Here is a 15,239-nt window from a genome sequence, read left to right as displayed (position 1 = left end):
ATTAAAAAACTTGGAGATTGGAGATCTCTTTGGCAAGAGTTGAAAGATCTGGAAACAAAGATGAACGTTTTATCCCTGCGACAGAAAGGTCTGATCGAATCTTGTTGTAAGCACTTTCTGGAATAAGCACTCTGGCAAGAAATTCACCGCTGTCTGGATGCGTTTCTAATGGTATTCGTTGATCGTGGATCGTGTAATTTCCAAGCTGCGCCGCCATTCGCCTATCTGTTCGTGGGGCCAAGACTGAAATCGCGTGGCGATCCGAATCGTTGTTACTCGTAGTGAATGCGGCTTTTACGGAGGGGGCAACGTAGTTGTCGGTTAAGAACGGAATGTAGGGGGTTCGCGCAACGATCTGGTTTAGTTTTCCTGGATTTAGCATCCAGATGGCAGCTTGGGCGGAGTCTTGATTTTCGTCCATGACTGCAAAGAAGGACGCAACCAATAAGGATTCTGTCCAGTCGAGCAACCGAGTGGGGAGTCCATAGTGCTGCATGAGAGGCAGCCATCCAACATAGTCCGTATGCTCTGGGCAGTTGGGTGCTATCGATGGTGCTGAAAGTCTAAATAGATTTGCGAATTGAGATTCAAGAATTGCATCTTTTCTAAATGCCGATGGTGTAAGCCCCCAGTTGCTGTCCGCATGTCCTCTGAACCACGCTTGGCTTCGTTCCATACGAGCTTCGACGGAGTGGGCCGCCTCAATCAGGTCTGCCAGAGAATGAGCTTCACCAATTTCGTACATGATGTGTCCTTTCGAATGGAAGGATCCTGTTAGTGTTGATACTAGTATAAGTGCTTGCCTTGTTCGGGTATAGGCACAGGGCTAGTATCCGCTCCACAAACCGTGGCAAGTGCTGCGGAACCCAGATCCGCGCTGGCTTTTCAGCGCTCAGGCAAGGAGTAATCGCGCATGGCTCAGACCCTTTACGACAAGTTGTGGGATTCCCACGTTGTCCGTCAGGAAGAGGACGGTACCTGTCTTCTTTATATCGACCGTCACCTGATGCATGAAGTGACCAGCCCGCAAGCCTTTGAAGGCCTGCGTCTGGCCAACCGCAAGGCCTGGCGCAGCACTTCGATCGTGGCCGTGCCGGATCACAACACGCCGACGAATCACTGGGATCGCGATATCGAAGATCCGGTTTCGAAGCTGCAAGTCGATACGCTGGACGCGAACATCAAGGAATTCGGCTCGCTGATCTACTTCCCGTTCAAGCACAAGAACCAGGGCATCATCCACGTGATCGCCCCGGAAAACGGCGCGACGCTGCCGGGCATGACGGTGGTGTGCGGCGACAGCCACACGGCGACCCACGGCGCTTTCGGCGCCTTGGCGCACGGCATCGGCACCTCGGAAGTCGAGCACGTGCTGGCCACGCAAACGCTGATCCAGAAGAAGTCCAAGGCCATGTTGGTGAAGGTTGAAGGTCAATTGGGTTTGGGTGTAACGGCCAAGGATGTGGCGCTGGCCATCATCGGCAAGATCGGCACCGCTGGCGGTACGGGCTACTGCATCGAGTTCGCTGGTTCGGCGATCAAGGGTCTGTCGATGGAAGGCCGCATGACCGTATGCAATCTGGCGATTGAAGCCGGTGCGCGCGCTGGCATCATCGCTGCCGATGAAACGACCGTGGCGTATCTGGAAGGTCGTCTGTACGCACCGAAGGGCGCGGACTGGGACAATGCCGTCGCGTACTGGAAGACGCTGCATTCCGACGCCGATGCGACTTTCGACGCCGTCGTTGAAATGAAGGCTGAAGAGATCGAGCCGCAAGTCACCTGGGGCACGTCGCCCGAGCAGGTGTTGGCGGTGGGCGGCCGTGTGCCGAATCCGGCCAACGAGGCTGATCCGGTCAAGCGTGCCGGCATCGAGCGCGCCCTGCAATACATGGGCCTGCAAGCCGACATGCCGATCACGGATATCCAGATCGACAAGGTGTTCATCGGCTCCTGCACCAACAGCCGTATCGAAGACTTGCGCGCTGCTGCGGTGGTCGCCAAGGGCAAGAAGGTTGCCGGCAATATCACGCTGGCCATCGTCGTGCCGGGTTCCGGCATCGTCAAACGTCAGGCGGAAGAAGAGGGTCTGGACAAGATCTTCACTGAAGCCGGTTTTGAATGGCGCGAGCCGGGTTGCTCGATGTGTCTGGCCATGAACGCGGATCGTCTGAGTGCCGGCGAGCGTTGTGCCTCGACCTCGAACCGTAACTTCGAAGGTCGCCAAGGCCCCGGCGGTCGTACCCATCTGGTGAGCCCCGCCATGGCCGCAGCCGCAGCCATCGCCGGTCACTTTGTCGATATCCGCCAGGCCTGAGGAGAGAGAATATGAAAGCCTTTACCCAAATCAACGGGCTTGCGTGCCCGCTGGATCGCGCCAACGTCGATACCGACGCGATCATTCCGAAGCAGTTTCTCAAGTCGATCAAGCGCAGCGGTTTCGGCCCCTATCTGTTTGATGAGATGCGCTATACGAACTACGGCGAGCCGGGCATGGACTGCACGAATCGTCCGAAGAATCCGGATTTCGTGCTGAATCAGCCGCGTTATCAGGGCGCGCAAGTGCTGCTGGCCCGCGACAATTTCGGCTGTGGCTCATCGCGCGAACATGCGCCCTGGGCCATCGAAGACTTTGGCTTCCGCGTGATGATTGCGCCGTCGTTTGCCGATATCTTCTTCAGCAACAGCTACAAGAACGGCGTGCTGCCGATCGTGGCCTCCAGCGAGATCGTGGATCGCCTGTTCAAGGAATGCGAAGCGACTGAAGGCTATAAGCTGAATGTGGATCTGGAGGCGCAGACCGTGACGACGCCGAGTGGCTTCAGCTTCAAGTTCGATATCACCGAGCATCGCAAGCACTGCATGCTCAACGGTCTGGATGAAATCGGCCTGACGCTGGTGCATGCTGACGAAATCAAGGCTTTCGAAGCCAAGCACAAGGCGACTCAGCCCTGGCTCTTCAACGCCTGATCAACCCATACCGAAATACGAAGTGCCGGCTGATGCCGGCCTTTGTTCATGCAAAGGAAATGAAATGAAAATCTGTGTTTTGCCGGGTGACGGCATTGGTGTCGAGATCATCGCTGAAGCGGTGCGCGTGCTGGATGTGCTGAACAGCGACGGCCTCAAGATGGAGCTGGAATACGCCGAACTGGGCGGCTGCGCGGTGGATTCCACCGGCTCGCCCTATCCGGAAGCCACCCAGAAGCTGGCGCGCGCGGCTGATGCCGTGCTGCTCGGCGCCGTGGGCGGCCCGAAGTGGGATGTGCTGCCGCGTCCGCAGCGCCCGGAGCGCGGCCTGCTCGGCATCCGCAAGGATCTGAACCTGTTCGCCAACCTGCGTCCGGCTGTTCTGTATCCCGAGCTGGCGAATGCGTCTTCGTTGAAGCCTGAAGTGGTGTCAGGTCTGGATATCCTGATCGTGCGTGAGCTGACTGGCGATATCTACTTCGGCGAGCCGCGTGGCATCAGCGTGGAAGATGGCAAGCGCGTCGGTCGCAACACCATGATTTACAACGAAGACGAAATCCGCCGCATCGGCCATGTCGCGTTCAAGTCCGCCCAGAAGCGCAACAAGAAGCTGTGCTCGGTCGACAAGATGAACGTGCTGGAAACCACCCAGCTGTGGCGCGATGTGATGATTGAAATCTCGTCCGAGTACCCGGACGTGGCGCTGAGCCACATGCTGGTGGATAACGCCGCGATGCAGCTGGTGCGCGCACCGAAGCAGTTTGACGTGATGGTGACCGGCAACATCTTCGGCGACATCCTGTCGGATGAAGCTTCGATGCTGACGGGCTCGATCGGCATGCTGCCGTCCGCTTCGCTGGACGAGAACAACAAGGGTATGTACGAGCCGTGTCACGGTTCTGCACCGGACATCGCCGGCAAGGGCGTAGCCAATCCGCTTGCGACCATCTTGTCGGCGGCCATGATGCTGCGTTACAGTTTCGCTAATGAAGCGGCTGCGACCCGTATCGAAGCTGCGGTGAAGAAGGTGCTGGCTGCAGGCCTGCGCACCGGCGATATCTGGGAAGAAGGCACCAAGCGCGTCGGTACGCGCGAAATGGGCGACGCGGTCATCGCAGCGCTGTAAAACCTGTTCAGAATCTGTAGCGAGAGGCCGTTAGCGGGGCGAAGAGCAGCACAGAAACCGGAGTGTATTCAAATACATGAGGATTTCGAGCAGCACATGAGCCCCGATTACGGCTTCGCAGTAAGATTATGGATAGGTTTTAAGAACGGAAACGTGATGCAACTGACACAAAACACATTCGGGCTGGAAGCTTTCTGCGTTGCAGAGGCTTTCGCTCGCGTGTCCGTTGCCACGACCGTCACCACCACGACCAAAAAAACCACCACGGTTTAGCCCTGTCACGCCGCTATGTGTCTCCGCGGTGGCGGAGACAGGCTAAAGCGAGCGGAGGCAGTTCAGGCAAAAGGTAATCACGATGAAGAAAGTTGGATTGGTAGGCTGGCGCGGCATGGTCGGCTCGGTGCTCATGCAACGCATGCGCGAAGAAAACGATTTCGCCCTGATCGAGCCGGTGTTCTTCACCACCTCGAATGCGGGCGGTGCTGGCCCGGCTGAAAGCGGTGGCGTGGCGCTGAAGGATGCCAAGTCCATCGCCGATCTGGCGAAGATGGATGTGATCATCACCTGTCAGGGCGGTGACTACACCAACGAAGTCTTCCCGCAACTGCGCGCGGCTGGCTGGAATGGCTACTGGATTGACGCGGCATCGAGCCTGCGCATGAAGGACGAAGCGATCATCATTCTTGATCCGGTTAACAAGAACGTGATCCAGGATGGATTGGTCAAGGGTGTCAAGAATTATGTCGGCGGCAACTGCACGGTTAGCCTGATGCTGATGGCGCTGGGCGGGCTGTTCCAGAACGACATGATTGAGTGGGCCACTTCGATGACCTATCAAGCCGCGTCCGGTGCAGGTGCGCAGAACATGCGCGAGCTGATCGCGCAGATGGGCACGATTCACGCATCGGTGGCGGATCTGTTGGCTGATCCTGCTTCGGCTATTCTGGATATTGATCGCAAGGTCGCCGAAACCATGCGCTCGCCAGTCATGCCTGTGCAGAACTTCCGCGGTGTGCCGCTGGCTGGCAGCTTGATTCCCTGGATCGATGTGCCGTATGAAAACGGCCAGAGCAAGGAAGAGTGGAAGGGTGGCGCCGAGTGCAACAAGATTCTTGGCAAGCCGGCATTCCGCACCCAAGGCAGTGTGCCGATTGATGGCTTGTGCGTGCGTATCGGTGCGATGCGTTGCCATAGTCAAGCATTGACCATCAAGTTGCGTCAGGATGTGCCGCTGGATGAAATCAGCGAGATCATTGCCAAGGCGAATGACTGGGTGCGGGTGGTACCGAATGAGCGTGAACGTAGTGAGCGTGAATTGGCCCCGAACGCTGTAACCGGGCATTTACATGTGCCCGTTGGTCGCCTTCACAAGATGGCGATGGGCGGCGAATACCTTGCCGCTTTTACGGTTGGCGATCAGTTGCTGTGGGGTGCTGCCGAGCCTTTGCGGCGCATGTTGCGGATTTTGCTGGAAGCTTGAAGGCTTTGTTCATGCTTGAGTGTGATGTACGCCCTTGCAAGCTAATGATTTGATCTGTAAGGGCTTTGTTTCGGCGGCGTCGGATGCTTCGGCCCGCCGAAATTCAATTTTTCGACATAATGCATTCCTTGAATTTGTCTTTGGCGCTGGCGTGTTGGTTTTCAGTGTGAGTCAAAGGGTGTGGTGTTGTATTGCTGATACTCAGGTATTAGGTTAGCTTGCAGCCATAACTCATTGATGTTATTTTGATCTTACATCTCTAACCCTAAGAGACGGTGGCCTACAACATGCACCGCGCGTAACCGATTATGAAAACTCCGATGATTCGTAACACCCTTGTTGCAGCGATGATGTTGGCTTTTTGCGGGAGTGCTGGCGCTGCCGGGCTTGGCCGTATCAATGTCATCAGCACGCTGGGCCAACCATTGCGCGCGGAGGTTGAGCTAAACGCCTCGCCTGATGAGCTCGATAATATGGTTGCCCGAATGGCTTCGCCGGAAGCCTATAAGCGCGCCAATATCGAATATTTGGGCACCATGAGTGGTGTGAAGATGTCGATTGAGCGGCGCGGCTCTGGTGCGATCGTCAAGATCGTATCTGACAAGCCTTTCGGTGAGCCTTTTGTTGATTTGTTGATCGATTTGAACTGGGCGGGTGGTCGCCTGCAGCGGGAATACACTTTCCTGCTGGATCCTGCTGATATCTCTGGCGCCAAGCCAGTTGTTGCGGCCGCGCAGCCAGTTTCTCGTCCCCTTGAGTCCAGAGTTGAATCCCGCCCGCAGGAGTCCAAGCCTCAGCCGGCCGCTGCTGTAGTCGTCGCTCCAAGCAAGCCTGATGTGGCTCCTGTTCCTGCGCCAATTGAGCGCGGAAAGCCTTCGGTGCAGGCTGAGCGTGGTGATTACACCGTTCAGCGTGGTGACAATCTTTCGAAAATCGCCGCCGAACTCAATTCCGGCGAGGTGACACAGGAGCAGATGATCGCTGCCTTGTATCGTGCTAATTCGGATGCCTTTATCGGCGGCAATATTAATCGTTTGCGTGCTGGCCGTATTCTTAATGTGCCGCAAGCAGGTGAAGTTGCCCAGATCAATAAGGGCGAGGCGCGTCAGATCATTCTGAAGGCATCTAATTTTGAAGAATACCGTCAGACAGTAGCTTCCGCCGCTGTGGCTGCTCCGGCGAAAGATGTCGCTGCGGGTCAAGGCGCTTCGGGCAAGATCGCACCGAAGGTAGAAGAACGAGTCGCTGCCACTCAGCAAACCAAAGACAAGGTCAAGGTTACTTCTGCTGAAGCCGGCAAGGCTGGGGCTGCAACCGATGCTGCAGCCAAGGCGCGGATTCGGTCTTTGCAGGATGAAATTTCTTCACGTGAAAAAGCTTTGAAAGAGGCTAATTCGCGCGTGGCTCAACTCGAGGCCAATATCAAGGAGCAGCAAAAGCTCATTGATATGAAGAACAAAGGTTTGGCTGATGCGCAGACGGCTGCAAAGGCTGCTGAAGCTCGTGCCCAGAAAGCCGAGAGCGACAAATCTTCGGCTGTGATGACCAAGGCTGAGAAGGCCAAAGCGGAAAAAGAGCGGCTTGCAAAAGAAAAAGCCGATAAGGCCGAGCAGGCAAAGTTTGAGAAGGAGCGCGTCGAGAAAGAAAAACTCGAGAAAAAGCGTTTGGAACAAGAAAAAATCGCGGCAGAAAAAGTTGCTGCGGATCGGGCTAAAGCAGACCAGTTGGCTGCGGATAAAGCTGCAGCAGACAAGCTGATCGCTGACAAGGCTGCGGCTGATAAGGCGGAGGCTGATAAAGCTGCCGCAATGGCAGCCAGCCAGTCAACTGACGTGATGTCGGCTCCTGTTGCTGAAGCATCTCCGGTCGTTGAGCAGTCGCCTGCGATGGCTCCCGTTGCTGAGGCAAGTGCGGTGGTGGTGGAAGCGCCAAAGCCAGTTGCGGTGGCACCGGATCCCGTCGAAGAAGAGGGTTTGTTCAGCAATATCTGGGCGGCTTTGCTTGGCTTGGGTGTTGTGGGCCTCGGTGTGGGCTATGTAGTTGTCAAGCAGCGGCGCAAGCAAGCTGCTGCGGGGTCTGGCAATACCCAAATGACCGAGTCATCGACGACGAGCCCAAACTCAGTTTTTGGTAACGCCGGTGGCCAGACAGTGGACACCGGCGGAACCAGCTTGTTGCACACGGATTTCAGTCAATCCGGGATGTCGGCGATTGATTCTGATGAAGGCGTCGATCCCGTCGCAGAAGCCGATGTATACATGGCTTACGGCCGTGATGCTCAGGCCGAGGAAATTCTGCTTGATGCGTTGAAATCTGACCCGTCACGCACAGCGGTATATGTGAAGTTGCTTGAAATCTACGCGCAGCGCCGTTCGCTGAAGCAGTTCGAAAATATTGCAACTGATTTGTACACTCAGACCGGTGGCGCGGGTGACGACTGGAGCAAGGCTGCCGTAATCGGTATCAAGCTTGATCCCAATAATCCCTTGTACAAATCAAGCGTCTCAGGTGCTCAGAAGCCGTTCGAAGAAGTTGTTTCTGCAAGTGCCGTTGAACTGCCGGAGGAAAGTGCTCCCGCGGTTAGTTTTGGTACTAATAATATTTCGCAAGTTCGCGCGACTTGGACTGTTCCCGGTGAGATCGGTCAATTTACGAATGATGCGGGGTCTGTGCCGGTGTTGCCTGAGGCGGCTCCGGTAGTTGCGGCAATGCCGGAAGCGCTCAATTTGGATTTCAATCTGGATCTGGATGCGCCTTCGACAGAAGATCAGCCGACACAGATTGAAACGCGTGAAGATGACTTGCTGTCAACGATGGACGAAGCGGTTGCTACACAACCGTCGATTGTGGAGGATGGCGCACCACTGGAGTTCGATATCGGACTGGATGATGAAATCGAATCCATTACAACTGCGGGTGTGGATGCTCCTCAGCGAATGTCGTCCGTCGATACCGAGTTTGATATCGGCATTGAGACCGATGGTGGTCGCGACGTCCTGTCTGAAGTGGATCTCGAAAAGACGAATTTCGAAGGCAGCCTGCTTGATTTTGATTTCGAGCTGGGTGATGAAGCCGAGAAGCCTGCGCTTGATTTGTCCAGTGTGAATCTGCGTACAACAGGCACTGCGGAGCCGGTCACTACAATCGTTCGTCCGCCGGTTCCGGCTGCGGCAAAACCAGCAGCAGTTGAGCCGATTCAGGACAATATTGATGTGAATGATGAGGTTTCGACCAAGCTTGAATTGGCCAAGGCTTACGAAGAGATGGGCGATATGGAAGGCGCACGGGAATTGCTGGAAGAGGTGATTTCCGACGGTGCTGATTTCCAGAAAGATCAAGCCAAGACCATGCTCGGCCGGATTGGCTAAGATGCTTTGAAAGTCATTCTGCTGCTTGAGGGCACTTGATGCTGAAAGCGATGTTGAACAGCATTCATCCGGCCGTCTTCGTGACGGCCGGTTTTTTTTTGATCGCACGACTGCAGTCGATCAGTCCGGCTGTGCTGCCGTGGTGGGCGGGATCACTCGTCTTGCTGGGGCTGCTGGGATGTGCTCAGGGCTGGCTGCGTATCGTGCGCCGGATGCGTTATATTTTTCTGGCCTTGTTGATCCTGTTTGCTTGGCAAACGCCCGGCATCTTGATGCTTCCGGGGTTGGGGGCTTTCAGCCCGACCTGGGATGGTGTGCAAGCGGTTCAGGATCCTGTTCTGCGCTTGCTGGCCGTGGTGTCTGTCGTGGCCCTGATGCTGCACTATCTTTCAATCGAGGCGTGGGTCAACAGTCTGTACATCTTGCTGCGGCCCTTGCGCGTTCTGGGGTTCTCGCCGGAGCGGTTTGCGGTGCGTTTGCGCTTGGTGCTTGATTATGTCGAGCGGCGGGATCTCGAGTGGCGCCACTGTCTTGATGCTGCACTTCAAGAAGCGACGGTGCTGGAGGAGGAGGTGTGGCCAGTTCATGAATTGTCGTGGATTGATCGGGTATTGCTTCTTTGTCTGTTTGTGCTGACGCTGGGTAGCTTGCTGTAATGAGAATTGCACTGGGTCTTGAGTACTGTGGCACGGGCTTTGAGGGCTGGCAGCGGCAGACGCATGGGCGCACGCTGCAGGACGCGCTTGAAGCTGCCGCCAGCCAGATTGCCGACGAGCGCGTAGATGTTGTCTGCGCCGGGCGCACCGATACCGGCGTGCATGCGTCAGCACAGGTTCTACATTTTGATACGTCGGCACGGCGTCCTTTGAGTGCTTGGGTTCGTGGCGTGAATGCGCACCTGCCGGATGGTATAGCGGTGACTTGGTCGCGTGAGGTGGATGAGCGGTTTCATGCCCGGTTTTCAGCGAAGTCACGTTGCTATCGCTATGTTTTGCTGAATCGCCCGGTGCGTTCGGCTTTGCTGAATGGACGGGTGGGCTGGTATCACGCGCAACTCGATGTTGATGCGATGGCGCAGGCGGCCAGCTTGCTGGAGGGGGTGCATGACTTTTCGGCATTTCGCGCTTCGGAGTGCCAGGCGCACACACCGATTCGAGACTTGAAAGTGGCGCAGGTGCGGCGGCAGGGCGAGTGGATTGTGTTTGATTTTGAGGCGAACGCCTTCTTGCACCACATGATTCGTAATCTTGTCGGGGCGCTGGTGTATGTCGGGAACGGCAAGCACCCCGCTGAGTGGATCGGCGACTTGCTGGACTTGTGCGACCGACGACTTTCACCCCCCACTTTTTCACCACATGGCCTGTATCTGGCGGGGGTCGAGTATCCTGATCAGTGGAATCTACCTGGTGGGGGCCGTATCATCGCGCCCTTGTTCCTGCCTGCGGGGCTTTGAATGAGCAAACGTACTCGAATCAAGATTTGTGGTCTGACCCGGCCTGAGGATGTGCTGGGCGCTGTGTCGGCAGGTGCAGATGCGATTGGTTTCGTGTTCTATCCGGCCAGTCCTCGCGCCGTCTCGATTTCTGAAGCGCGTGAGTTGTGTGCGCTGATTCCGCCATTTGTGACGACGGTAGGCCTTTTCGTCAATGAGGATCCGGCGCAGGTGCGTGCGGTTCTGAAGGAGGTTCCTTTGGGCCTGCTGCAGTTTCATGGTGAGGAGGATGCGGCCTATTGTGAATCCTTTGATCGCGCTTACATGAAAGCAGCGCGGGTAAGGGCGGGCTTCGATCTGTTAAACTACGCGTCCCGTTTTCCGGGTGCCAGTGGTTTGCTTGTGGATGCCTGGGTGGATGGCTATGGTGGTGGTGGTGAGCCATTCGACTGGACCTTGTTGCCCGCCAACTATTTGGCCCCGCTAGTCTTGGCGGGTGGTTTGAATGCCACAAATATCGAGCAAGCCGTGCGGCAAGTGCGCCCTTGGGCGGTGGATGTCAGTAGTGGTGTGGAAGCGTCCAAGGGAATCAAGGATCGCGTTTTGATGGAAGCTTTTGTTGCTGGAGTACGTAAAGCAGATGGCCGAGAGTAATTCGTCGTATAACTTCCCCGATCAGACCGGGCACTTTGGTCAGTTTGGCGGCATTTTTGTTGCGGAAACCCTGATTCCTGCCCTCGATGAGTTGCGCCTCGAGTATGAGAAGGCCATGCAGGATCCGGACTTTCTCGCAGAGTTTCACTACGAGCTCAAACATTATGTGGGCCGTCCAAGTCCTCTGTATCACGCCAGACGCTGGTCCGAGCATCTGGGTGGCGCACAGATTTACCTGAAGCGCGAAGACCTCAATCACACTGGCGCGCACAAGATCAACAACACCGTCGGCCAAGCTTTGCTGGCGCGCCGCATGGGCAAGAAGCGCGTGATTGCCGAGACGGGTGCCGGCCAGCATGGAGTGGCTTCGGCGACCGTGGCTGCGCGTTACGGAATGGAATGTGTGGTCTACATGGGTTCCGAAGACGTCAAGCGTCAGGCCCCCAATGTGTTCCGGATGAAGCTGCTGGGTGCAACAGTCGTGCCTGTTGAAAGTGGCTCCAAAACACTCAAGGACGCCCTGACAGAAGCGATGCGCGACTGGGTTACCAATGTCGACTCGACTTATTACATCATTGGCACTTGCGCCGGGCCGCACCCCTATCCGCAGCTGGTACGCGATTTCCAGTCGGTGATTGGTGATGAGTGCAAAGTACAGTGTGCAGAGCAGCTAGGCCGTCAGCCGGATGCGGTGGTGGCTTGTGTGGGTGGCGGCTCTAACGCCATTGGTATTTTCTACCCCTATATCGAAGTGCCGAGCGTACGTCTGATTGGCGTTGAGGCGGGTGGTGATGGCATCGAGACTGGGCGTCACGCGGCTCCGCTGACCACGAACGCCAAGCCGGGTGTGCTGCATGGACAGCGCTCCAATTTGATGCAGGATGAAAACGGCCTGATCATCGAGACTCACTCAATCTCCGCGGGGTTGGACTATCCCGGCGTTGGGCCAGAGCATTGCCATCTCAACGAGATCAAGCGCGCTGAGTACGTGGCCATCAATGACGATGAGGCGCTCACTGCCTTCCATGATCTGTGTCGTTTCGAAGGCATCATCCCGGCGCTGGAATCCAGCCATGCCTTGGCTCATGCGGTAAAAATGGCGCCGACCATGAGTCGTGACCAAGTTATCGTGGTCAATCTCTCCGGCCGTGGCGATAAAGATATTCCGACGATTGCCCGCCTGTCCGGCATCGAGCTGTAACTTTCTGACTGGCGTTTCGAATCAATCATGTCTCGTATCCAGAACACATTTTCCCGTTTGCAGGCCGCTGGCCGTCAGGCACTGATCCCCTATATCACTGCAGGAGATCCGAATCCTGCGACGACCGTTGGTGTGATGCACGCCCTGGTGGCAGGCGGCGCCGATATCATCGAGCTGGGCGTGCCATTTTCAGACCCGATGGCCGATGGTCCGGTGATCCAGCGTGCCAGCGAGCGCGCATTGGCGCATGGTATGAGCCTGCGCAAGGTGATTGCGATGGTGGCTGAGTTCCGCAAGTCGGATTCAGATACGCCGGTCGTCCTCATGGGCTACGCCAATCCGATGGAGGCGATGGGCTACGAGGCCTTTTCTGAAATCGCATCAGTGGCTGGCGTGGACGGCGTTCTGACCGTCGATCTGCCGCCCGAAGAGGCGCCTGAGCGCGTCGCCGTGCTCAAACGTTTTGGGATTGATCCGATTTTCCTGCTGGCGCCGACCACACCAGTGAGCCGCATGCAGGCGGTGGCCAAACTTGCTGGTGGCTACGTGTATTACGTGTCTTTGAAGGGTGTCACCGGGGCTGCAAATCTGGATATCGCTAGTGTTGCGGCCAAACTGAATGAATTGCGCCAGCATATTTCGCTGCCGATCGGGGTGGGCTTCGGGATTCGTGATGCCGCGTCTGCCAAGGCGGTTGCGGGCGTTGCTGATGCGGTCATCATCGGTTCGCGGATCGTGCAGGAAGTCGAAAATGGCGAGGCTGGTCTGGCTGAGCGCCTGAAGGCTTTCCTTTCTGGCGTGCGCGCCGCCATGGACACGGCTCGCGCCTGACCGAACCTGAATACAAGGAATAACTCATGAGTTGGCTTACCAAACTGCTGCCCCCGAAAATCAAGCGCGACCAGCCTGCACGCAAGTCGATCCCGGAAGGCCTGTGGATCAAGTGCGATGCGTGCGAAGCGGTGCTGTATCGCTCGGACCTGGAGGCCAGCGAATATGTTTGCCCCAAGTGTGATCATCACAAACGGATTGGTGCGCGTCAGCGCCTGGATTTGCTGCTGGATCCCGAAGGGCGTTTCGAAATCGGTGCTGAAGTGTTGCCGGTCGATCCGCTCAAGTTCCGCGACAGCAAGAAGTATGTTGATCGTCTGGTGGCGGCTGCCGAAGATACCGGCGAAACCGATGCGATGGTGGTCATGCAAGGTGCGATCAAGACGGTACCAGCCGTTGTGGCGGTATTTGAGTTCGAATTTCAGGGCGGCTCAATGGGCTCGGTGGTCGGTGAGCGCTTCGTACGCGGCGTGAATGCTGCCGTCGAGCAGAATTTGCCCTTCATCTGCTTCACCGCCACGGGTGGCGCGCGCATGCAAGAGGGCTTGTTTTCGCTGATGCAGATGGCCAAGACGACCGCTTCCATTACTCGTTTGTCTGCGAAAAAATTGCCCTTCATTACGGTATTGACCGACCCGACCATGGGCGGCGTCTCGGCAAGCTTTGCCTTCATGGGTGACGTGGTCATGGCGGAGCGGGGCGCGTTGATCGGCTTTGCAGGCCCACGCGTGATCGAACAGACTGTGCGTGAAAAACTGCCTGAAGGCTTCCAGCGTTCCGAATTCCTGCTCGAAAAAGGCGCTATCGACATGGTGGTGGATCGCCGCGAACTGCGTGATCGCCTGTCGCAAGTCACTACGCTTCTGTCCCGCCAGCCGGCGGTGAGTGCTGCTTGATCCATGGCGGCTGAATTTGCCTCACTGGAAGGCTGGCTTGGCCATATCGAGGGACTGCACAGCCGTCCCATTGATCTTGGCCTGGAGCGTGTCCAGCAGGTGTTCGCGGCGCTCGGTGCCAAAAGCGATGCGGTAGTAATCACTGTCGGCGGCACCAATGGCAAGGGCTCCAGCTGCGCCATGCTTGAGGCCATTTTGCGCGCGGCCGGCTATCATGTTGGTTTATACACGTCGCCGCATCTGCTGCGCTACAACGAACGCGTGCGTCTGGATCTGGCTGAGGCCAGCGATGCCCAGCTATGCGCGGCGTTTGCGGCGGTTGATGCTGCACGCGGTCAGGTTGCGCTGACATATTTCGAGTTCGGTACGCTGGCTGCCTGGTGGTTGTTCTGCCAGCAGGCGCTGGATGTGATCATTCTTGAGGTGGGTCTGGGCGGTCGCCTCGATGCGGTCAATGTCATCGAGCCGGACTGCGCCATAGTGACCAGTGTGGCGATGGATCACATGGATTATCTGGGCGATTCGCGCGAGCAGATTGGCTTCGAAAAAGCCGGAATCTATCGTGCCGGGAAACCCGCTATCTGCGGCGATCCGCAAGCCCCTGCCACGCTGATCGAGCATGCGCGCGCGATTGGGGCCGATCTGCTCGTACAGGGCCGTGACTACGGCTTCTCCGGCGACAAGCAACAATGGAAGTTCATCGGCCGGCGTCAGAGTCGTAACAGCCTCGCTTATCCTGCGTTGCGTGGTGCCAATCAGTTGCTGAATGCTTCAGCTGTGCTGGCCGCGCTGGAGGCGATTGAAGAGCTTTTGCCGGTACCGATGCAGGCTGTGCGTCAAGGGCTGATGATGGTCGAATTGCCAGGGCGTTTTCAGGTTCTGCCAGGGCGTCCCAGCGTCGTGCTGGACGTTGCCCACAATCCGCAGGCCGCAGCGGTACTTGCTGATAATTTGAGCAATATGGGTTTCTTTCCGGATACTTGGGCTGTGTGTGGCATGCTGGCCGACAAGGACATTGAAGGCTCATTGCGTGCCATGCTGCCGCGCGTTGATCATTGGTTGCTCACTGATTTGCCGGGACCACGTGGCGCCCGTGCCAGCGATCTGATGACGATTCTGCGTGGTTTGGGCGCGAAGGGCCGGATCGAGTTGTTCGCCGATCCGCACAGCGCCTTCCTGTCGGCGCGAGAACGGGTGAGTGAGGGTGATAGAATCGTGGCCTTCGGATCCTTCCTGACCGTGGCCGATGTAATGCCAGTCGCCACGCAATCCCGGTAATTC

Annotated in this window: 13 protein-coding genes; 12 read left to right on the top strand and 1 reads right to left on the bottom strand. The window is 56.9% G+C overall.

Going from position 1 to position 15,239, the window contains the following annotated elements:
- Window position 1: 1 nt before the first annotated feature.
- Entirely contained in the window at window positions 2-745 is a 744-nt protein-coding gene (locus ABXR19_RS05735) for an FRG domain-containing protein (protein WP_354600141.1), read from the bottom strand.
- A gap of 168 nt (window positions 746-913) precedes the next feature.
- On the opposite strand from ABXR19_RS05735, the gene leuC reads away from it, so the two are divergent.
- The 12 genes from leuC to folC all read left to right on the top strand — a co-directional run bounded on the left by leuC (window position 914) and on the right by folC (window position 15,236).
- On the top strand, window positions 914-2,317 hold the full coding sequence (leuC, locus tag ABXR19_RS05730) for a 3-isopropylmalate dehydratase large subunit (protein WP_354600140.1): 1,404 nt from the start codon (window positions 914-916) through the stop codon (window positions 2,315-2,317).
- 11 nt (window positions 2,318-2,328) lie between these two features.
- Window positions 2,329-2,970 carry a 3-isopropylmalate dehydratase small subunit gene (gene leuD, locus ABXR19_RS05725; protein ID WP_354600139.1) on the top strand — a complete coding sequence of 214 codons (642 nt, stop codon included), beginning with the start codon at window positions 2,329-2,331 and terminating at the stop codon, window positions 2,968-2,970.
- A gap of 64 nt (window positions 2,971-3,034) precedes the next feature.
- Window positions 3,035-4,096: a 3-isopropylmalate dehydrogenase gene (gene leuB, locus ABXR19_RS05720; RefSeq protein ID WP_354600138.1), complete on the top strand. Its 1,062-nt coding sequence runs from the start codon at window positions 3,035-3,037 to the stop codon at window positions 4,094-4,096.
- A gap of 355 nt (window positions 4,097-4,451) precedes the next feature.
- Window positions 4,452-5,576 carry an aspartate-semialdehyde dehydrogenase gene (gene asd, locus ABXR19_RS05715; protein WP_354600137.1) on the top strand — a complete coding sequence of 375 codons (1,125 nt, stop codon included), beginning with the start codon at window positions 4,452-4,454 and terminating at the stop codon, window positions 5,574-5,576.
- Between the two features lie 320 nt (window positions 5,577-5,896).
- On the top strand, window positions 5,897-8,944 hold the full coding sequence (locus ABXR19_RS05710) for a motility hub landmark protein FimV (RefSeq protein WP_354600136.1): 3,048 nt from the start codon (window positions 5,897-5,899) through the stop codon (window positions 8,942-8,944).
- A 38-nt stretch (window positions 8,945-8,982) separates the two neighbouring features.
- On the top strand, window positions 8,983-9,600 hold the full coding sequence (locus tag ABXR19_RS05705) for a hypothetical protein (RefSeq protein ID WP_354600135.1): 618 nt from the start codon (window positions 8,983-8,985) through the stop codon (window positions 9,598-9,600).
- Window positions 9,600-10,397 carry a tRNA pseudouridine(38-40) synthase TruA gene (truA, locus tag ABXR19_RS05700; RefSeq protein WP_354600134.1) on the top strand — a complete coding sequence of 266 codons (798 nt, stop codon included), beginning with the start codon at window positions 9,600-9,602 and terminating at the stop codon, window positions 10,395-10,397. The genes ABXR19_RS05705 and truA overlap by 1 nt, the downstream gene beginning before the upstream one ends.
- Complete coding sequence (locus tag ABXR19_RS05695) at window positions 10,398-11,030, top strand: phosphoribosylanthranilate isomerase (protein WP_354600133.1); 633 nt, start codon at window positions 10,398-10,400, stop codon at window positions 11,028-11,030.
- Window positions 11,017-12,231 carry a tryptophan synthase subunit beta gene (gene trpB / locus ABXR19_RS05690; RefSeq protein ID WP_354600188.1) on the top strand — a complete coding sequence of 405 codons (1,215 nt, stop codon included), beginning with the start codon at window positions 11,017-11,019 and terminating at the stop codon, window positions 12,229-12,231. The genes ABXR19_RS05695 and trpB overlap by 14 nt, the downstream gene beginning before the upstream one ends.
- 27 nt (window positions 12,232-12,258) lie before the next feature.
- Window positions 12,259-13,062 (top strand): tryptophan synthase subunit alpha, encoded by an 804-nt coding sequence (gene trpA / locus ABXR19_RS05685; RefSeq protein ID WP_354600132.1) that lies wholly within the window; start codon window positions 12,259-12,261, stop codon window positions 13,060-13,062.
- Between the two features lie 26 nt (window positions 13,063-13,088).
- Window positions 13,089-13,958 (top strand): acetyl-CoA carboxylase, carboxyltransferase subunit beta, encoded by an 870-nt coding sequence (gene accD, locus ABXR19_RS05680; protein WP_354600131.1) that lies wholly within the window; start codon window positions 13,089-13,091, stop codon window positions 13,956-13,958.
- 3 nt (window positions 13,959-13,961) lie between these two features.
- A complete protein-coding gene (gene folC / locus ABXR19_RS05675; RefSeq protein WP_354600130.1) occupies window positions 13,962-15,236 on the top strand; it encodes a bifunctional tetrahydrofolate synthase/dihydrofolate synthase in 1,275 nt (424 codons plus the stop codon).
- Window positions 15,237-15,239: the final 3 nt, after the last annotated feature.

Origin of the sequence: Uliginosibacterium flavum (assembly GCF_040566545.1) — a bacterium.
GTDB classification, from domain to species: domain Bacteria; phylum Pseudomonadota; class Gammaproteobacteria; order Burkholderiales; family Rhodocyclaceae; genus Uliginosibacterium; species Uliginosibacterium flavum.
Note: the sequence above shows the minus strand (reverse complement) of the source record. Positions and strands in the feature narration are given on the sequence as shown.